The organism is uncultured Altibacter sp., assembly GCF_963972995.1.
Classification (GTDB): domain Bacteria; phylum Bacteroidota; class Bacteroidia; order Flavobacteriales; family Flavobacteriaceae; genus Altibacter.
On sequence record NZ_CAXAXI010000017.1, the window covers coordinates 1 to 19,857 of the forward strand.

The following is a 19,857-nucleotide window of genomic DNA, read 5'->3' on the forward strand; positions in this document are numbered from 1 at the left end:
TAGGAAGATTAATAGTACCCGTAACATCTGTAGTTCTTACATAGAACTGTGGACGGTAGTTATTGTGGAATGGAGTGTGACGTCCACCTTCTTCTTTCTTAAGTACGTAAACCTCGGCTTTAAATTTAGCGTGTGGAGTTACAGATCCAGGCTTACAGATTACCATACCTCTAGAGATTTGGCTTTTCTCAATACCTCGTAAAAGGATACCCGCATTATCTCCAGCCTCACCTCTGTCAAGGATTTGACGGAACATTTCAATTCCAGTGATGGTAGAAGTTAACTTTTCAGCACCCATACCGATGATCTCTACAGGATCTCCGGTGTTTGCTACTCCTGTTTCAATACGTCCAGTAGCAACAGTACCACGACCTGTAATAGAGAATACATCTTCTATAGGCATCAAGAATGGCTTGTCGATCTCACGCGTTGGCTCTTCGATCCAAGTATCAACAGCTTCCATCAACTGTAATACTGTATCAACCCACTTTTGCTCTCCGTTCAAAGCACCTAATGCAGAACCAGCGATCACAGGACCATTGTCTCCATCATACTCGTAGAAAGAAAGTAGATCTCTAATCTCCATCTCAACTAATTCCAAAAGCTCCTCATCGTCTACCATATCCACTTTGTTCATGAATACAACGATACGAGGAATACCAACCTGACGTCCTAAAAGGATGTGCTCACGTGTTTGCGGCATAGGACCATCGGTAGCAGCAACTACCAAGATAGCTCCGTCCATTTGAGCAGCACCGGTAACCATGTTCTTTACGTAATCCGCGTGACCAGGACAGTCAACGTGTGCGTAGTGACGATTTGCTGTTTGATACTCTACGTGTGAAGAGTTAATTGTAATACCTCTTTCTTTTTCTTCAGGAGCGTTATCAATTTGATCAAAAGATCGAGCTTCTGAATAACCAGCATCTGCCATTACTTTTGTAATCGCAGCAGTTAAGGTTGTTTTACCGTGATCTACGTGTCCAATAGTCCCTACGTTTAAGTGGGGTTTGGACCGATCGTATGTTGCTTTTGCCATTTTGTATTAATTTAATCTTAGTTATATAATAGTGTTCAATTTTGTACTACGTTGAGCCAATGATGAGATTTGAACTCATGACCTCTTCCTTACCAAGGAAACGCTCTACCCCTGAGCTACACCGGCAAAAATGATTTACGATTGCCGATTTATGACCTGCCTTCCGGCAAGCAGGTTTACGATTCGTAAACCGCATACCGTAACTCGTAAATTATAGAGCGGGAGACCGGGTTCGAACCGGCGACATTCAGCTTGGAAGGCTGACGCTCTACCAACTGAGCTACTCCCGCAATTTATTTTGAATAAACCCCCAAAAAACCAAATCCAAAAAGAATTTAAAGTTTTACATAGAACTCATTCAAAAGTATCCAGTATTTTAAGGAACAATATTTCAAATTTTAAACCAATTATCTAATCCCTCGGTTCATTATCTGAAACTAATTTTTCCCGCTTTCGCAGAAATTTTTGTGGGGAGAGCAGGATTCGAACCTGCGAAGACATAGTCAGCAGATTTACAGTCTGCCCTCGTTGGCCGCTTGAGTATCTCCCCAACTGGATTTTTTAAAACAAAAACCCAAATTTCAATATTTCAAAAACTTCCACTTTCGAGGAAATTTTGGAGCCGATGGAGGGACTCGAACCCACGACCTGCTGATTACAAATCAGCTGCTCTAGCCAGCTGAGCTACATCGGCTTTTGAACGACTTTTTAGCCATAAAAAAGTCCGCTATTTCTAACGGACTGCAAATGTATAGAATTTATTTTTTCTACAAAACTTTTTTTAAAAAATAATCTTATAAATACGCTCTTTGTTTATGCTTGCGTTTTTTAAGCTGACGCTCCAACGAATGAATGCATTCGTCGGCACCTACTTCAAAGGTTCTCGCTTCCTTTTTAACGATAAGATCGTCACCGGGAACACTGAGCAAAATCTCAACGATTTTGTTTTGCTTTTCACTGGTCTTCTGAACTTTTAAAAATACATCTGCGAATACAATCTTGTCATAGAACTGCTCCAGCTTGTTTAGCTTCCGTTCTATAAAATGGATCAATTTTACATCGGCTACGAAATTGGGAGTTTGCACATTTACCTTCATACGCGATAGAATTAAAATTCGTACTTAATTTGAATTTCGGGGATGCGAGTTTTTATACACTTCTTTGAGTGTCGCAATACTGTTATGTGTGTAAACTTGTGTAGCGGCTAAACTCGAATGCCCAAGCAGTTCTTTGACTGCGTTTAAATCTGCTCCTTCATTTAAAAGATGTGTCGCAAAAGAATGCCGCAATATATGAGGACTCTTTTTTACTTTTTCTGAAGCCATACTAAAGTAACTATTTATAATTCTGTAAACAAGCGTTTCATATATTTTAACGCCTTTGGCAGATAGGAAAAGATATTCCGGATCTACAATGTGTTCTAATTGCTCTCGATACTCAAGGTATTTTGACAGCGTTAAACATACCGAAGGCAATAACGGTATGATGCGTTCTTTGTTCCTCTTACCCAAAACTTTAAGGGTTTTTTCGCTTTGAGATATATTTTTTAGTTTGAGGTGCACCAATTCGGTTCGACGCATGCCGGTTGAATAGAACAATTCGACCATAAGCTTATTTCGAACCCCTTCAAAATCATTAGCGCCTTCTAAGTTATCCAGAACCTGTGTCACTTCTTTTTCTGAAAAGGGCACCTGTAGCTTCTTACTTGTTTTTAATGCACGATGTTTCAGAAGAGGATTGATATCAATCTGCTTGGTCTTCAGTAAAAATTTATAGTACGTTCTCAAAGAGGAAACCTTTCTGTTTACACTTCGGTTTGAGATGCCTGCATCGACCAAGGATACGATCCAACTACGAATCACAGCATAATTCACATCCTTAATAGTTGTGTAGCTAAATTCTTTTTCAGCAAACGCCAAAAAACACTCAAGATCGTTCTTATAAGCCACTACCGTATTGGCGGCATACTTTTTTTCTAAGGTCAAGTAATCGATAAAATCTGAAAACGGCATTTTGATGACTCGCTATTGGTTATGGATAGTTCATAATTTTTGTAAGATACAAATTTGAATACATACCGTACTGCAAAAAAAAAGATCCGTTAGGTTGCTAACGGATCTTACTTTTATGAAAGGAACGGAATGAGTCTAGATCTCCTCCGCGTCTCTTAGTCCTTGAATATATTGTGCTTTTTGAATTTGCGCTCTACGCTCTACTGAGGGTTTTGTGAACGCTTGACGCTTACGCAATTGGCGCATCGTCCCTGTACGGTCAAATTTACGCTTAAATCTCTTTAGCGCTCTATCGATATTTTCTCCGTCTTTTACTGGTATTATTAACATAGTGTCATCACCTCCTCTCTTTTGGAGGGGCAAAATTAAACATATTTTTTTAGTTACAACCTATATTGTATTGAATTTTTAATAAAATTATTGCTTGAACAAGGTTGCTCTTTTGCTTAGGTCCTGAATTAGCTTCTGCTCTTCTTCGCTTTCCAATAGCACATTATAGTTTTTCCAGAACTCCTTGTTATAGGGTCGGGAGGTAAAGATGTCCTGCGACCAATCTCTTTGAAGTGCCTCAAAAACAAATTCGGGATCTTGTATGATCTTTGTGAAGACAATTTCCTGAATTGTATAATAATATTGCTCATCCTTGCTCTTTCCGGATTCTTCCAGATTTTTTTCCTGATCGGAAGATCGATCCCCTACATTCACTAATTTTGGTGTTTCGTAATATACATAGCTAGCATACATTTTATCGTTGTACTCCAGATAGGTCATCACCAATTTATGATTTGTTTGTGTGTCAAAAAGGCTTTTGCTCCGTGCTTTTTGAGCAGGCGAAGCCGCTACGAGTTCGTATTCTATTTTCTTAAAGGCATAATTATCCCAATATATGTACAACCATCCTTTGGGTTCGTATCCTTCATTGTAGATGTTTCGTGTGTTGAGCCCTACATACTCCTTTCCCTTGGAGATCTTGATCTTATACAATTTTCTACCATCATCTACCAAGATGGTATCCACCTCAAATTGATGCATTTCTAATAGATTATCTCCAAAAAGCGCATTTCTTACTGTAGCATTCCGTAAGAAATTAAGGCGTCCTTGAAAAAGATTATCCAGTCCATTCACACGTCTGTCGTTCCACTTAATAGCTTCTATTAGGGATGCCGTTTCGATGGTATCACGCCGAAGCTGCTTTGATTTAAGGTCGATGTAGGGTGGGTGGTTTTTGAGGTAAGACGTATAGGTATACAGACTGTCGACCTCCCTAAGGTCATAACTCTTTCTAATTTCATCTACATTGATCTTAAGATGCTCTTCCGCCCTCGAAGCATATCCCGAATCGTACATTGTAATGGCGCTCTCTATAAGCCATTTGTATTCCTTTTTATTACGCTCTTTATGTCGCAGAAACCCTTTTTGTATATAGGGAGTACTCGGTAGGTTTCGCGATAATCTTTCGATAGCCTTTTGCACCACGCCATTACCGGTCGTGGGCCTTGGATCTGCCACGAGAATCACTTCGTCCAAAGAAGCCACATCTTCTGTGAGGAATATATCCATACTTGGATCAAATGCATTGATCACCGTTTCATAGCTCTTGTAACCAATGGACGAGACCACCAAGGTGTCCTGCACATGTTCTTGCGGAACTACCAAAAGAAATTTCCCATCCACATTACTTACGGTCCCAATGGTCGTATTCTTAATATATATACTCGCATTTTCGATAGGCAGATAGGTAGCAAAATCAACAACTTTGCTTTCAATATCAATTTGCGCCATGACACTTGTGGATACGCAAAAAATAAGTATAGCGCTAATGTGTTTAAAAAAGGAATTTCTCATTCTATAGTTCTCCAAAGATTATAACATACCACAACCTGACACAAGGAGTGCAAGATCACTCATTGTTATAGCTTAAGTGGCTTTCTTATATGCTTTACCGTCGATCACCATCTTTGCGATGATCTCTTTCAATATCTCTGAAGTTCCTCCTCCAATGGGTCCCAACCTACTGTCTCGAAAAAGTCTGGCCAGCGGATACTCTTCCATATATCCATATCCCCCTAAGAATTGAAGGCATTCGTACATGACCTCATCAGAAACCTTGGTGGAAATCAATTTTGACATGGTAGCCTCTTTGACCACGTATTCTCCATCATTTAAACGTTTGGTTGTAACATAATTAAAGGTCTTACACACTTCCACTTCGGTAGTGAGTTGTGCGACCCGATGACGTAAGGCCTGAAATTTAGAAATACTCTTTCCAAAGGCCATACGATCCTTCATGTATTGAATTGTGTATTCCAATGCAAACTCGCTTCTGGCATGGGCGTTGATTCCCATGATCAATCGTTCCAGCGCAAAATGCTGCATGATATATGGAAAACCTTGGTTCTCTTCTCCCATCAAATTTTCAGCAGGAATCTTCACATTGTCAAATGCAATCTCACCTGTATCACTGGCGCGCCATCCTAATTTATCCAATTTGGTGGCAGAAATTCCATCCACATCCCTATCCACAACAAAAATACTAATCCCCTTATTACCAAGTTCGGGTTTGGTCTTAGCCGCTACGATCAAATAGTCGCTGTACACTCCGTTGGTAATGAATGTTTTAGATCCGTTCAAGAGGTAATAATCACCCTTCTTTACCGCAGTACTTCGCATACCGGAAACATCGCTTCCGCCAAAAGGCTCTGTGATACAAAGACAGCCTATCTTCTCGCCGGTAATGCTGGGCGCTAGATACTTTTCTTTCTGTTCATGACTTCCTTCCTTGTTCAAATGCGTCATGGCCAAGTAGGCATGAGCCCACATGGCAGCAGCAAATCCACCGCTATTGATCTTTTGCAGTTCTTCTAAAAAAATTACCGTGTAGAACAGGTCGAGATTCATGCCTCCATACGCTTCGGGGTAGTTGATGCCAAAATAACCCATGGCTCCAAACTTTTCCCAAATGAAGCGTTCTATATGCCCTGTTTTTTCCCACTTTTCAATATGGGGTACTACCTCTTTTTGTAAAAAATCCTGAAAACTTTTTCTGAAAAAATCGTGCTCTTCTGTGAAGTACATCTTACTCATATAAGCTGTTTTGGGTTTAGGGATAAGGACGTGTAGGTCCGCTTTAGTCAACGGACAAATATAACTGAATTAGCTGTAACTTGTGGACTGATAGTCCTTCTATTTTCTCCAATTCTGAAAAATCTGAAATGCGTTCTCGCAATTTTCGATATTCCCAGATGCGTTTTGCCAATTCGAAAGAAATGCCCGGAATCGTTGCTATATCTGAAGCTGAAGCCGTATTGAGATCCATCTTCGTAACCAACCTGGGCGATTTCACGGTGAATTGATCCAACACCCTCTTGATCACCATGCTATCGAGACCATACACATTATGCAGTTCTATATCATCTGCGAAACCTCCAAGCTTCTCTCTGTAAGATATGATGCGTTTGGATAGGGCTTCTCCAATACCATATACTTCTTGCAATTGGGCGGCGGAAGCCTCATTTAAATCGACCTTTTGCGCAAAGGGTTTTGGTGTGTTGTAGGCTGCTTTTTTTTTAGAGGCAGATTTTGGATTGGTCACCCAATCCGGGAATTTAAAATAGGGTTGTATGACGTCCAATAACGAATCTGATACCTTCGTCACCCGCTGAAAATCGGTTGCAGAATTGATCCATTGATCCTTCTCCCGAAACAATTTAAGTCGATCGAATTCTTGAGGCGTCATTCCCAATAAGTATGCCTTATGATCGGTTATAAAATTTGGATTGAAGGGATACAGTTTCGGCTTTCTACGTTCCAGTTCGACGGTTCGCAAGGAATCCAGTTCCTTTTGCAGTTGCAGTATTTCAGCAGAAGAAACATCCAAGTGTGTCTTTTCCGAAGTTTCCAAAAAATAATAAGCGGCCATCACTCCAACGATCAAGCTCACCAAAAGCAAAATCCCACTTCGCTCCTGTTTTGAAAACGTAAAGTGGGATCTTAACTTCATATTATTTTGTATGATTACATATGTTTTCTCAAATCTTCAGCACCATCGTCTATCGCTTCTGCTTTCTTACGAATAGCATTCATATAGCGGTTCAGTTCTTTTCGAACTACCGGAGTTAACAAGACAACCCCAATGATGTTTGGCACTACCATGGCAAAGATCATCGCATCTGAAAAGTCGATCACGGCTCCCAAACTAATAGAGGCACCAACCACCACAAAGAACAAGAACAAAACTTTATACACAAGGTCGGTAACACGCCCTCTTCCGAAGAGATACTTCCAGCCCTGCATGCCATAATACGACCATGAGATCATAGTCGAGAACGCGAATAATATTACCGCGACGGTAAGTATGATCGAGAAATGCGGTATAACACTGTCAAAGGCAACAGCAGTTATTTCCACACCCTCATTGATAGGCGTTCCATATTCCATAAAGCCCCCGTCAAAGTTGGTGATAATGATGACCAACGCTGTCATGGTACAAATCACAACCGTGTCTACAAACGGCTCTAACAACGCCACAATACCTTCACTGGCAGGATATTTTGTTCTTACCGCAGAGTGCGCAATCGCAGCCGATCCAACCCCGGCCTCGTTAGAGAACGCACCACGACGTATCCCCTGAATCATCACCCCAATTAGACCCCCTGCAATTCCGAGCCCGGAAAAGGCTCCCGTGAAGATCAGGCTAAACGCATCATCGATAAGTGTAAAATTAGCACCCAAAATAATGAGGGCTGCCAATACGTAGATCCCGGCCATGAAAGGAACAACCTTTTCGGTTACTTTTGCGATTCGTTTGATACCGCCTATGATTACAACAGCTACCAGAATTGCCATAACAATTCCAAAATACATCCCGCCATTGGCATTCTCTATTTCGAACAATTTGATGAACTGTGCCGCTGCCTGATTGGCTTGAAACATGTTCCCTCCTCCAAACGATCCACCAATCACGAAGATAGCAAACAGGATTGCGAGAATTTTACCTAACATTCCGGCTCCTTTCTCACGAAGGCCTTTTGTTAGGTAATACATAGGCCCTCCATAAACCGTTCCGTCCGGTCCTACATCACGGTATTTTACCCCTAGGGTACATTCGGCAAACTTAGAAGCCATCCCCAGTAAACCTGCGAGAATCATCCAAAAGGTTGCTCCGGGTCCTCCAATTGATAAAGCCACAGCAACTCCGGCAATATTACCAAGTCCTACCGTTGCAGATAGGGCTGCTGTCAAGGCCTGAAAGTGGGAAACCTCACCGTCGGCACTATCGTCGCGAATGGTTTCAATGATATTCTCTCCTTCATTTTCGGTCACATCGCCATAGAGCGTATCTACACCGTGTTTTTCGATGTCCTCGTATTTTCCTCGAACAACTTTGATCGCCGTACCAAATCCGGTAAAATTGATCAGTTTGAAATAGATAGTAAAATAGACCGCACCCCCAATAAGTACAATAAGCACCCATGGAATCTTGAATTCTTCAGAAAAAGGTATTTCGTAGAAAATCCCTTGTACGAACCAACCTGTATAATCTCGAAAAGTAGCATCTATCTTTTCGGAGGTACTTGGTTCTTGAGCAAAGGATAAAAGTGGGGTTAGTATTGTAAAAAGGGAAAGAAGAAGTTTCTTCATAATGGGTTTTTTAGTGAGACTATTTTTAAGCTAAGCAAGATGCTAAAAAAAAACACGAATTCAAATTTTTGGGTGGATAATTGTTAACGAAATCTTAAACGTTATATAATTGTTTTAAATTATCTATTTGGTTGGGCCTACCAATGAGGATGAGCTTGGAATTCTTTTTAATGATGAGTGAGGGTTCCGGGTTCACTATATATTCCCCTTGGGGCGATTTGTACCCTATTATCGAGCAGCCTGTTTTTTTGCGTACATCCAGTTCGCTAATGGATTGTTCCACCCCGTCGGGGCACATTTTTTCGAAGGGGATTTGCTCAACATTCATACTGTCTTGTTCTCCTGAAACAGATAAGTTATCGAGAAACTCGATTAAATCCGGTACAACTACTAAGGATGCCATGTGATCGCCTCCAATGCGATCGGGCATAATGATGTTATCGGCTCCCGCCAATTTCAATTTCTTGTAGCTTGTTTCTTCAGTCGCACGACTTATGATCTTTAGTCTGTGATTCATTTGGCGCGCAGACAAGACAATAAAAAGATTATCGGCATCACCGGGAAGCGCACAGATAAGCGTTTTGGCCCGTTCGACACCGGCACGGATCAAGACCTCGTCTTCAATAGCATTGCCATTTACAAACAAGTATTCCTCATCTCTGTGCCGTTCGACGATACCTTCATCCCACTCTATAACAACAAACTGTTGATCATAGGCTAATAATTTTTGCGCAGCCTGTTTTCCGTTTCTTCCAAAACCACAAATGATCACGTGATCACGTAATGCTTTAATTTGTTTCTCCACTTTTTTCTGTCTTAAATTACCAATGTTGTTCTTACTGAGAATGTATTCAGAAATAACCGTAATCGCATAACCAACAATAAAGATACTTGAAATTATAAGGGCTGAAGTAAAAATCTTTTCGGCCGGACTTAGGGGGTGTAATTCACCAAACCCTACCGTAGTAATGGTGATGATGGTCATATACATGGCATCGATCCATTCGTAATTGAAGAAGAACCGAAAGCCAAAGATCCCCGCAAACACCACCGTGATGAGCAGTACCAATGCCCCCGCTATCTTAGATTGAAATAACTTTATCATAGATCAAACACCGATGTTCGTTTGGTAAATAACAAATCTTTCAGTTTCAGTAAGAACGCAATGGTAAGGTAGATGGCAAACCCTACTCCCATGGTGGCAAAAGAAACATAGATAAAGAAGAGCCGCACACTTTTAGCACGCATTCCCAAGCGGTCGGCTAGTCGGGAACATACATAGAACCCTCGCTTTTCAAAATAATGTCTAATTCTGTACACCAGTTGTAACATGTATGCAAATTACAATTTTTACCGAATACTATTAGGTTCTTTTTAACATTGCGTTGCCTATTTCGCAGTTCAAACAACGACGCGTATCGCAATAGAATTCCTTAAGCTGAAGCAGCGCCTGACTCTCAAATGCAGAAGTAGCAGTCACGCCCAGTTCTTGAAATTTTTTTATCGTGGAGTTTGCTTCAGGAGGGAGTGCCAAGGCCCATTGTAGGGTTTCTTCGGAAGCGTGATTCCCTAAAGATCGAAAGTAAGCAAACCGCATAGGAAGCACCGTATTCAGGACTAAAAGGTCAATAAATTTTCCGGTTAGCTGTGTATTCCGCTCTTTGGAACGCGAGGTAAATGTATAATGTGTTTTCCAGAATTCGCTTGTTTCAACAGTAAACAGTCGGTATAGATCGGGCATCTCTCGAACCGTGATTACTTTCGAAAACAAGTGGCTGTGGGTTACGTACAAAGCGGCTACCTGTGCCAAACGAATGGTTGGAAAATTAGAAGGTCGTAATCTGAAGAATTTAGGAGGAATGATCCCATCACCCGACAGATGATATTTATGTTTAATGTACCGGTGTGTACCTTGTAGCTCTTTAAAATAAGGGGCCTCAGCAACGATATCGAGCAAACCGGCCTGACCCAGCAACAAAGCTTCCAGCGATACTAAGTGATCGCTGCATTTTTGAACTAAAGAGAACGAGACGGACTGTGCAATACTCAAAAAAGCGGGACCATTTACTTTCAATCCAAAGTTCTTGCACAACATTTCAAATAACAGAGCTTCCCAATGGTTGTTCAATTGTGAGGCCCGCGTTGCTAAAAAGCGCGCCTTTTTCTCCAAGCGCTCAACATAAAGACGTTCCAACCAATGCGCATAGGTAAAGGTGTCGATGGGAGGCATCGACTGTTCGCAAGGAATCCATTTTGTCTCGGCCGAAAAAAGTTTTTCGTAAGTCCTCAGTATCTGCTTTGGAATGCGGTTCTTTAATTCCAGTGTGGGAATGCAGGTAGTGTCTTTTCGCAATACTTCGGAAGTGTGTTCCCATACAACATGGAGGATCACCGAATCGTAAGCTGTGTCTGTATGGTGTTGATGCAAATACCATTGTGATGACGCTATATGAAGCTCCACATTCCCTGCCCACAACTGACCCTCGATCACGATCTGCGCATTGAAAAAATCGGGACCCGAATCGTGGTTATGGCTCCCCGGTGCTATAATTTGTAACGACTGACCTTGGGCGGTCTTCAAATTGTGGTTGTCAAATTTCTGAAACTGCCACACATAATGCAGGAATTCTTCTTTCATGAATCCGGAATTAAGGTGGGGAGTTGAAGTAAGAGTATATTATTTTTCTTCGGTAGGAGCCGAAGATGTCTGTGAATCTTCAGAGATCGTATCGGAAAAGAGGATTCGATTCCATTTGTACAATCTGCGTTTCAAAATGATAAAACGAACGATCCCAATAGTCAAGAAAACCACACACACAACAAGCGCAACATAACCCAACCAGTGGATGCTCTCAAAATCTTTTAATTGCAAGAGCGCCAATCCACCCAACAACAGGTACAACGATGCTCTTATATATGCCAATAAGGTACGTTCGTTAGCAAGTTTTGTTCGCTCAAGCGCAAGAATTTCCCGGGTATTTACCGGTACCGGTTTGGTACGCAAAAACCGAAACAATCGCTGTGCTTGTGTTTTCATTCCCCTAAAAATAAAAAATCCTGCTTAGAAAAGCAGGATTCTGTTTTATAAAATTCATGAATGCTTACTCGAGGTATCCCATCTTTTTCATCCAATCATTGTTGAACATCTTTCCCACATACCTGCTCCCGTGGTCGTGAAAAAGCACAACTACCACATCGTTCTTGGTAAAATGTTCTTTCAATTGCAACACACCCTTCATCGCCGCTCCGGCCGAATTTCCTAAGAACATCCCTTCTTCACGCGCCAGTTTTTGAGTATAGACCGCTGCATCCTTATCGGTTACCTTCGTAAACCCATCGATAATGTCAAAATTCACATTCTTTGGTAGGATGTCTTCCCCGATGCCTTCTGTGACATACGGGTAGATCTCATTCTCGTCGAAGATTCCTGTCTCGTGGTATTTCTTAAAGACACTACCGTAGGTATCGATTCCCCACACTTTAATGTTTGGATTTTGTTCTTTTAGATATTTTCCTACTCCGCTAATGGTACCTCCGGTACCTACCCCAACTACAAAATGTGTGATCTTTCCGTTAGTTTGTCGCCAGATCTCCGGTCCGGTACTTTCGTAATGGGCTTTGGTATTGCTAAGATTGTCATACTGATTCACGTACCAGCTGTTGGGCGTTTCATCAGCAAGTCGTTTGGAAGTAGAATAATAAGAGCGGGGATCTGTAGGTGCCACATCGGTAGGGCAAACTATAACTTCGCTACCTACGGCACGCAGGATATCCATCTTTTCCTTGCTTTGTTTATCGCTCATCACGCAAACCATTTTATAGCCTTTTACAATAGCAGCCAAAGCTAGTCCCATGCCTGTATTCCCGCTGGTGCCCTCAATGATGGTCCCTCCGGGTTTGAGTCGGCCGTCGGCTTCAGCGTCCTCGATCATCTTCACAGCCATGCGATCCTTGACCGAATTGCCCGGGTTGAAGGTCTCGTATTTGGCCAGCACCAGAGCCGGGATCTCCTCGGCAAGTTTGTTGATCTTTACCAAGGGGGTATTCCCAATGGTCTCTAATATATTCTTTGCGTATTCCATTTTATTTTCTTGATAAGAGCCACTTTTTACTCCTTTTGGAGATTGCGGCTGCAAAGGTATGATTTAGGCAGTAACGCTGCAAGCATTTGCGTTAGGGATTGAAGCGTCATCCTCGAGGTGTCTGCCGGCGGCAGTGCACTGAGAGATACAGCGGAAAGCCCGGGCCTTGAGCATGGCGTTGTGCGACATGCGAATGAGGCAACGCCCCACTATTCAAAACGGATCGCCTTTACCGGCGAAATCTTTGCGATAATGTAGGACGGGATAAGGAGCATAAACAAACACAATACAAAGGTCCCGGCGTTTAGCGCAAGTATGTATCCCAGATCCAAATAAACCGGAGCTTCGGTAACGTAATAGGTGTCAGGATCTAAGGGGAATAGTTTGAACTGTTGTTGGGTGAACAACAATCCTAAGCCAATCAAGTTCCCCCAAAAAAGTCCTACGCCAATGAGGTACATAGCGTTATAGATAAAGACCTTGCGGATGCTCCAATCACTGCTGCCCAGCGCTTTCAAGATACCTATCATTTGTGTTCGTTCCAGAATTAAGACCAGCAAGGCCGTGATCATATTGATCCCCGCCACCAGGATCATAATCCCTATAATGAGAGCGATGTTAAAATCGAACAGGTCGAGCCACTCAAAGATAGAACCGTACTTATCACGTATGGTCTGGGTGTCCAACGTACTGGACGTTTGATTGTATACGGCGTTTCCAACAGGAATTATGTTATCAAAGTCCTCAACAAATACCTCAAATGCCCCTATCTGGTCATCTTCCCATTTATTAAGGCGTTGTATGTGGCGTATATCTGCCATGACGAATTGTTCGTCGAATTGCTGAAATCCACTGTTGTAGATCCCCACGATATCGAACCCTCTGCTACGAGGTGCCTTGGAGGTGTCGTCGTTGAGGAAAAAAGTAACGATCTTATCTCCTAACTGTAATTGAAGTCGATTTGCCAAGTATTCCGAGATCATTACTTCGGCGTTCAATCCATTCGAATAATTTGGCAGTCTTCCCTCCTGCAAAAAATCTGTAAAGTATTTCCAATTATAGTCGGGCCCCACCCCTTTAACCACCACGCCTTCGAAATCGGTTTCGGTGCGGATCACACCGCCTTTGGATGCTGTCACCTGAATATGGTCAATCCCTTCGACGCCGGTGAAATTAGGGTAGAAATCTTGATTCTTCGAGATAGGAATCTGCGAATCGTTGGACATGTTGGTGTCGAAGTTGGTTATGATGATATCACCATTGAAAGCAGACACCTTTTCACGGATCTTTTTTTGAAGTCCGACACCCGTGGCAATGGAAATCAACATCATTACAATTCCTAATGCGATCGCCGTAATAGCAATTTTTATTATTGGTGCCGAAATACTACTTTTATAGTCTTTGGCTGCAATGATGCGCCGAGCGATAAAGAATTCGAAATTCACAGGAATACTATGCGATTAACTTTTTTCAAAAATACATTTTTCTTATGGCTTCTGGTTTCTTTTTCCTGCGGAAGTCAGAATACCGAAGAAAAGCCGAATGCTTCGGGCGACCCGGTCCAAAACGGGAAAGAAGACATTATAATCCACGATACGGTAAAAGTATCTGATTTTTCTGCCAATACAGTGATCGTGGGCGCCGATAACCCGGAAGCTTATCTTACGCTTTTATCGGGTAAAAAAATAGGCATCGTCGCGAACCAAACCTCTAACCTCTATACACATTCATCACTTAAAAATCTACCCGATCCTGACAAAGGGCTCCATTTGGTAGATTTTTTAACCTACCATAAGATCGATATACAAAAGGTATTTGCGCCCGAGCATGGGTTTCGCGGAACTGCGGATGCCGGGGAATTGGTAAAGGATGGTGTCGACCAGCGCACCGGAATTCCCATCATTTCCTTATATGGTGCAAATAAAAAACCATCACAAAAGCAGCTAGAGGGGATTGAGCTTATGGTGTTTGATATCCAAGATGTAGGTGCACGTTTTTATACCTATATTTCGACACTTCATTACGTAATGGAAGCCTGTGCCGAAGCCAATATTCCCTTGATAGTTCTCGACAGACCCAATCCTAATGGTCATTATATCGACGGTCCCATTCTTGAGAAAGAACATGCAAGCTTTGTGGGCATGCACCCGGTACCGGTGGTGCACGGCATGACCATAGGTGAATATGCGCAAATGATCAACGGAGAAGGCTGGCTGTCTAATAATTTACAATGTAGGATAACGGTCATTCCGATGCGCAATTATACCCATGAAACCGCGTATTCACTACCTGTAAAACCTTCTCCAAACCTGCCTAACGACACAGCCATTAACCTGTATCCCAGTCTATGTTTCTTTGAAGGAACGCCTTTAAGTGCAGGCAGAGGAACTAGTATGCAATTTCAAGTATTTGGAGCCCCCGAGCTTCCAAGTACGTATTTTCCGTTTCAGTTCACGCCACAACCCAATGAGGGAGCGAAACATCCTAAATTCGAAGGACAGGTTTGCAACGGAGTTGACCTTCGGAAGCATCCAAGAGTCGACAAACTCAATTTAGAATGGTTGATAGAGGCATATGCTGCCTATGGAAACAAAAAAGAATTTTTTACAGATTTTTTCACCAAACTAGCGGGAACTAAAAAACTTCAGCGACAGATCGAACAAGGATATACGTATTCTGAAATTCGCGCAACTTGGCTGGACCCTTTAGCAGCTTATGACAAAATGCGACAAAAATACATGCGCTATCCTTGATCCCTAAGGAAGTCGTTTTTTCATTTCCTCAACGATATTAAAAGCTGCAGGACAAATCGCTACATTTTTCAAGGTAAGATTGGATATTTGCTGAAATTTCTTCCGGTCGGTATGAGGAAACTCTCTACAAGCCTTGGGACGCACCTCATAAATACTACAATAATTATCTGCTCCTAAGAAGGTGCAGGGAACTTGTTGCAATACATAATCGTCCTCTTCATCCACCCGCAGATAGGTTTCAATGAAGTGTTGTGGTTTCATTCGGAAGTGTTTGGCGATACGCTCAATATCCTTAGGAGTGAACAGCGGTCCCGTGGTCTTACAACAATTTGCACACTGCAAACAATCGGTGCGTTCAAATTCGGCTTCGTGAAGTGAAACCATAAGCTCATCCAACTTTTTGGGCGGTTTTTTCTTCAGTTTAGTGAAGAATTTTTTGTTCTCGTTATGCGTATCTTTGGCGCGTTGCGGGAGTTGTTTTAGGATATCTTCCATAGCGGTTCAAAAATACAACAATCTAACATGAAAGATGTTCTAGGCACTGCCTTATTAGATTATTACCACGGAAACTACAGTGAAGATATCATCACCGAAACAAATATAAGTGAGGAAGATGTCTTGCCGCTGCCATATCTCTTTCGTTCTTTTTCTGAAATGCCCCTTATTGAACAAACAGCTTTAAAGGCTGCCAAGGGCAGGGTCTTGGATATTGGGTGTGGTTCCGGAAGCCATTCACTTTACTTACAGCAACAAAACCATAAAGTGACGGCCATAGACGTTTCCGAAGGAGCCGTTACCGTAAGTCGCTTGCGAGGAGTTCACCATGTGGTGCACACTTCCCTGCTTCAGTTTGAAGGACCTACTTTTGATACGCTGTTGCTGCTAATGAATGGTAGCGGTATTTTCGGCACCTTATTTCATGTTTCGCAATACCTTCAGCATTTAAAATCACTCTTGGCTCCCGGCGGACAGATCCTTATCGATTCCAGCGACCTTCAATATATGTACGACGCAGGTGAGGATGGCGGGATCTGGGTTCCCGGCACTCATTATTACGGCGAACTGGAATTTACCATGCGCTATAAAGGCGAAACCAGTGAATGGTTTGATTGGTTGTATCTGGATGAAGAACTTTTTGAAGAGGCCTGTATTTCGAACGGTCTACACTTCGAGATCGTTGCAAGAGGAGAACACTACGATTATTTGGCCCGCCTTACTACTGTGGAACATAGCCGGCCTTGACAAGCGCACTCATCTTTTTAGCAAAGAGATCACGGCTCCAGTGTTTGCGAATTTCTAAAAGATCTTTTGAAAGTAGCTGCTGTCGGGCCTCGAGTTTTATCCAAAGGTCGGTTTGAAAAAATTGCGTGATTATTTCTGCTTCCTTTTCTGAAAGTGGGACCTTTTGGACAAACCGTTTCTGTGCGGCTTCTGTACCATAAAAAGCAATCATTTGCTGAATTTCCTGTTGGGTGAAATGCTTCCGATAGGCGAAGGTAGAAAAAGTGACCAACGCTTGAATCGCTTCCGACTTATCCTCTTGAAGTTGTTCCCAAAAAGCGTCCGGAACATTGGCTGTGCTAAATTGCTGCTGCAACGAATTGAACATCGTGTCATACGATTCTTCACGTTGAAGATTGGTACCATTATTGTTCAGTAATTCGACAATGTCCTTTTGAAAAGTATCCACTTGTGCGTTTGCTGAAAAACAAATCACACAAAAAAGCGTTAAAAACAAAGAGTGGATTTTCATAGGATTCTCTAATAGATTATGTTTGCTAAAAGTACAAAAAAATAGATATGCGTTTTACCCCCTATACCCCTTTGCTTTATGTGTTCTTAGCGCTTGGACTCCTTAGTTGTAAGAGTGATGATGAGGCGCCTCAAATTGAAGATTTCAAAGCAGAAAATAGAAAACCACTAGGAGTTTCGGCAGAGGACCTGCTTAGTGACGATATATACGGAACACTCAAGATAGAGCTGGTCTTTAATGAAATTTATCGCCCCAGCAATACCGCTATCGCTGAACTTCAAGACTTTTTGGAAGCCCGTTTGAATAAACCCGGGGGTATTTCCATCGTGCAAACAAACGTCGACCTAGCTGAAGGAGCTCCTTTTACAATTCAAGAGATTAGGGATATTGAGGATGAGAACAGAACGATCTATACGGAAGGGGATACCATGGCAGTCTATATTTTTTTTGCGAACGGATCATCATCCAACGATACGCAAACGACCGTTACCTTGGGAACCGCGTATCAAAACACGTCTATTGTTATCTACGAAAAGACCTTACGAGACCTGGTGTTCAATAACCCTACCATCGATCTAGCTACCTTAGAGTCTACTACCATTCAACACGAACTTGGACATATACTCGGTCTGGTAAACCTTCAAAATGACGATATCCATACCGATCATGAAGACCCTTCCAATTCTAAGCACTGTGTTGTTGAAGAATGTCTTATGTATTTTGAAAGCAATAACGGTCGCGCGATCGTCGCTCGTTTTAACCAACGCAACAGTGTTCCCGCTTTGGACCCGCTATGTATCGCAGACCTCCAAGCCAAAGGCGGGAAGTGAAAGGGGTTTAAGGTTTAAGGTTTAAGGTTTAAGGTTTAAGGTTTAAAATATATTTTTTTATATCTATTTTACATCTGGCTTTCATACACTTTTTTACCGTTGATGAATGTTGCATTCACTTTTACTTTTGGGATGCTGTCTGCCGGGATGGTCATGATATCTGCATCCAATACGGTAAAATCTGCATATTTCCCAAGTTCAATACTCCCTTTTTCGGATTCTTCAAAGTTGGAATAGGCAGCCCAAAGAGTCATTCCTTTTAAGGTCTGCTCGCGGGTTAGGGCTTCTTCCATGCGATAGCCATTCTCGGGAAAATGCTTCAGGTCCTTTCGCGCAACGGCCGCATAGAACGTATACATCGGGTTCACTCTTTCTACCGGAAAATCGGTACCTAAGGCAATGGTACCCGATTGCTCTAAGAGCGATTTATATGCATACGCTCCTTTTATACGCTCCGGCCCTACCCTGTCTTCGGCCCAATACATATCGCTTGTAGCGTGGGTGGGCTGTATGGAGGGAATGATCTTTTCAGAAAAATAAGCATAGTCGGAAGGGGTGACGATCTGTGCATGTTCTACCTTCCAGCGAGGATCCTTTTGGTCTTTGAGTGCTTCAGTATAGACACGTAACACCGAAACATTTGCCGAATCGCCGATCGCATGTGTATTCATTTGAAAACCTGCAGCCGCGATTCGATCGGCTAAAGTGCGCAACTGTGCTTCATTAGTGATCACCAATCCGTAATGTCCCGGCTGATCACTATAGGGCTCACGCATGGCTGCACCACGTGAACCTAAAGCGCCATCGCCATAAACTTTAACAGAGCGTACGTTCAATCGGTCGGTTTTAAATTTTCCGGCAGACAAATAATGATCCATGGAAGGGGTACCTGCACTCACCATCGCATACACACGCAACTGCATGGTACCGGCTTTCTGTAGGCTGTCGATCGTTTCAATGACCTCCCTTGACAAACCGGCATCGTTAACCGTAGTAAGCCCCATTTCCAAACACAATTGTTGTGCGTCCAGTAAGGCTTCGGCGATATCTTGTTTTGTAAGCTTCGGAAACGTAGCACTCACGAGTTGCATCGCGCCATCGATCAATACGCCGGTAGGTTCACCATCTTTAACGATCACTTCACCCCCCGGGACCTTAGTTGTCGCTGTGATCCCGGCAAGTTCCAATGCTTTTTTGTTTACCAACATGGCGTGACCGTCGATACGTCTTAGGGACACAGGCGTGTTTGGAAACAAAGAATCCAACTTTTCTCGCGTAGGAAACTCCTTAATGTCCCAATCGTTTTGATCCCAACCTCGCCCGATTATATAGGCTTTGTTGTGTTTCTTCTGAAAAGCCACCACCCGCTCCACTACTTCGTCGAAACTTTTTGTATCCACTAAATCCACATCCTGAAGATTCAGTCCCAGACCGAAGAGATGCGCATGTGCATCGATCAATCCCGGAACGATGGTCTTACCTTTAGCATCAAAGGATTCTTTAAAATTATACTTCAGTTCCAATTCGGGTTTTAATCCAATTTCGAGGATCTTTCCATCCTTTACCACAAATGCCGCAGCCTTTTCAAAACCATTGTTCACAGTATATATGTTGGCATTCTTTACCAGTAAATCGGCAGTCATTTTTTCAGGAGCACAAGAAATACATACAAGCAGGAAGCTGAAATAGAGAAAATGTTTCATTGGGTTGGGTTTTCAGTAAAAATAAAAAAAGCATCCAGATAAAAC

General features: G+C 42.4%; 20 protein-coding genes and 4 tRNA genes. 3 read left to right on the forward strand and 21 right to left on the reverse strand.

Translation table 11 applies throughout. From position 1 onward, the window contains the following. The 18 genes from tuf to AACZ11_RS08490 form a co-directional block, all read right to left on the reverse strand. Nucleotides 1–1,039: elongation factor Tu (gene tuf / locus AACZ11_RS08405; RefSeq protein WP_339832133.1), on the reverse strand; the 1,039-nt coding region annotated here is incomplete at its 3' end. Nucleotides 1,040–1,093: 54 nt separating this feature from the next. Beyond that, nucleotides 1,094–1,165, reverse strand: a tRNA-Thr gene (locus tag AACZ11_RS08410). Between the two features lie 91 nt (nt 1,166–1,256). Next, nucleotides 1,257–1,329, reverse strand: a tRNA-Gly gene (locus tag AACZ11_RS08415). 178 nt (nt 1,330–1,507) lie between these two features. Further along, nucleotides 1,508–1,589, reverse strand: a tRNA-Tyr gene (locus tag AACZ11_RS08420). Nucleotides 1,590–1,656: 67 nt separating this feature from the next. Continuing rightward, nucleotides 1,657–1,733: transfer RNA gene (locus AACZ11_RS08425), tRNA-Thr, on the reverse strand. Between the two features lie 100 nt (nt 1,734–1,833). Beyond that, a complete protein-coding gene (gene raiA / locus AACZ11_RS08430; RefSeq protein WP_290626816.1) occupies nt 1,834–2,136 on the reverse strand; it encodes a ribosome-associated translation inhibitor RaiA in 303 nt (100 codons plus the stop codon). A gap of 24 nt (nt 2,137–2,160) precedes the next feature. Next, nucleotides 2,161–3,051: a tyrosine-type recombinase/integrase gene (locus AACZ11_RS08435; protein ID WP_290626818.1), complete on the reverse strand. Its 891-nt coding sequence runs from the start codon at nt 3,049–3,051 to the stop codon at nt 2,161–2,163. 135 nt (nt 3,052–3,186) lie between these two features. Further along, on the reverse strand, nt 3,187–3,381 hold the full coding sequence (rpsU, locus tag AACZ11_RS08440) for a 30S ribosomal protein S21 (RefSeq protein ID WP_034259098.1): 195 nt from the start codon (nt 3,379–3,381) through the stop codon (nt 3,187–3,189). A gap of 87 nt (nt 3,382–3,468) precedes the next feature. Further along, the gene (locus AACZ11_RS08445; protein WP_290626820.1) at nt 3,469–4,833 is read right to left on the reverse strand and encodes a carboxypeptidase-like regulatory domain-containing protein; all 1,365 of its coding nucleotides are present in this window, start codon (nt 4,831–4,833) and stop codon (nt 3,469–3,471) included. A gap of 135 nt (nt 4,834–4,968) precedes the next feature. Further along, on the reverse strand, nt 4,969–6,135 hold the full coding sequence (locus AACZ11_RS08450; protein WP_290626822.1) for an acyl-CoA dehydrogenase family protein: 1,167 nt from the start codon (nt 6,133–6,135) through the stop codon (nt 4,969–4,971). 43 nt (nt 6,136–6,178) lie between these two features. Continuing rightward, the gene (locus AACZ11_RS08455) at nt 6,179–7,051 is read right to left on the reverse strand and encodes a helix-hairpin-helix domain-containing protein (RefSeq protein WP_290626824.1); all 873 of its coding nucleotides are present in this window, start codon (nt 7,049–7,051) and stop codon (nt 6,179–6,181) included. Nucleotides 7,052–7,065: 14 nt separating this feature from the next. Beyond that, on the reverse strand, nt 7,066–8,691 hold the full coding sequence (locus AACZ11_RS08460; RefSeq protein WP_290626826.1) for an alanine/glycine:cation symporter family protein: 1,626 nt from the start codon (nt 8,689–8,691) through the stop codon (nt 7,066–7,068). A gap of 94 nt (nt 8,692–8,785) precedes the next feature. Further along, nucleotides 8,786–9,796 carry a potassium channel protein gene (locus AACZ11_RS08465; RefSeq protein ID WP_290626828.1) on the reverse strand — a complete coding sequence of 337 codons (1,011 nt, stop codon included), beginning with the start codon at nt 9,794–9,796 and terminating at the stop codon, nt 8,786–8,788. Next, the gene (locus tag AACZ11_RS08470) at nt 9,793–10,023 is read right to left on the reverse strand and encodes a PspC domain-containing protein (RefSeq protein WP_290626830.1); all 231 of its coding nucleotides are present in this window, start codon (nt 10,021–10,023) and stop codon (nt 9,793–9,795) included. The genes AACZ11_RS08465 and AACZ11_RS08470 overlap by 4 nt, the downstream gene beginning before the upstream one ends. 31 nt (nt 10,024–10,054) lie before the next feature. Further along, nucleotides 10,055–11,329 carry a DUF2851 family protein gene (locus AACZ11_RS08475; RefSeq protein WP_290626832.1) on the reverse strand — a complete coding sequence of 425 codons (1,275 nt, stop codon included), beginning with the start codon at nt 11,327–11,329 and terminating at the stop codon, nt 10,055–10,057. Between the two features lie 39 nt (nt 11,330–11,368). Beyond that, nucleotides 11,369–11,728, reverse strand: coding sequence for a DUF202 domain-containing protein (locus tag AACZ11_RS08480; protein ID WP_290626834.1), 360 nt, complete (start codon nt 11,726–11,728; stop codon nt 11,369–11,371). A gap of 64 nt (nt 11,729–11,792) precedes the next feature. Next, a complete protein-coding gene (locus AACZ11_RS08485; RefSeq protein WP_290626836.1) occupies nt 11,793–12,773 on the reverse strand; it encodes a cysteine synthase family protein in 981 nt (326 codons plus the stop codon). A gap of 209 nt (nt 12,774–12,982) precedes the next feature. Then, nucleotides 12,983–14,218, reverse strand: a complete 1,236-nt coding sequence (locus AACZ11_RS08490) for an FtsX-like permease family protein (protein ID WP_290626837.1) — start codon at nt 14,216–14,218, stop codon at nt 12,983–12,985. Nucleotides 14,219–14,227: 9 nt separating this feature from the next. Between AACZ11_RS08490 and AACZ11_RS08495 the strand changes: the two genes are divergently transcribed. Beyond that, nucleotides 14,228–15,526 carry a DUF1343 domain-containing protein gene (locus AACZ11_RS08495; protein WP_290626838.1) on the forward strand — a complete coding sequence of 433 codons (1,299 nt, stop codon included), beginning with the start codon at nt 14,228–14,230 and terminating at the stop codon, nt 15,524–15,526. A 3-nt stretch (nt 15,527–15,529) separates the two neighbouring features. Here AACZ11_RS08495 and AACZ11_RS08500 read toward each other — a convergent pair whose 3' ends face one another. Next, a complete protein-coding gene (locus AACZ11_RS08500; protein ID WP_290626839.1) occupies nt 15,530–16,021 on the reverse strand; it encodes a YkgJ family cysteine cluster protein in 492 nt (163 codons plus the stop codon). Between the two features lie 27 nt (nt 16,022–16,048). Between AACZ11_RS08500 and AACZ11_RS08505 the strand changes: the two genes are divergently transcribed. Continuing rightward, nucleotides 16,049–16,768 carry a class I SAM-dependent methyltransferase gene (locus AACZ11_RS08505; RefSeq protein WP_290626840.1) on the forward strand — a complete coding sequence of 240 codons (720 nt, stop codon included), beginning with the start codon at nt 16,049–16,051 and terminating at the stop codon, nt 16,766–16,768. Here AACZ11_RS08505 and AACZ11_RS08510 read toward each other — a convergent pair. Next, nucleotides 16,743–17,279, reverse strand: coding sequence for a DUF2059 domain-containing protein (locus AACZ11_RS08510; RefSeq protein WP_290626841.1), 537 nt, complete (start codon nt 17,277–17,279; stop codon nt 16,743–16,745). The two genes, AACZ11_RS08505 and AACZ11_RS08510, sit on opposite strands and share 26 nt — an antisense overlap. Nucleotides 17,280–17,326: 47 nt before the next feature. On the opposite strand from AACZ11_RS08510, the gene AACZ11_RS08515 reads away from it, so the two are divergent. After that, nucleotides 17,327–18,109, forward strand: a complete 783-nt coding sequence (locus AACZ11_RS08515) for a membrane metalloprotease (protein WP_290626842.1) — start codon at nt 17,327–17,329, stop codon at nt 18,107–18,109. Nucleotides 18,110–18,177: 68 nt separating this feature from the next. Here the strand turns inward: AACZ11_RS08515 and AACZ11_RS08520 are convergent, their stop codons facing one another. Beyond that, the gene (locus AACZ11_RS08520; RefSeq protein WP_290626843.1) at nt 18,178–19,812 is read right to left on the reverse strand and encodes an amidohydrolase; all 1,635 of its coding nucleotides are present in this window, start codon (nt 19,810–19,812) and stop codon (nt 18,178–18,180) included. Nucleotides 19,813–19,857 lie beyond the last annotated feature (45 nt).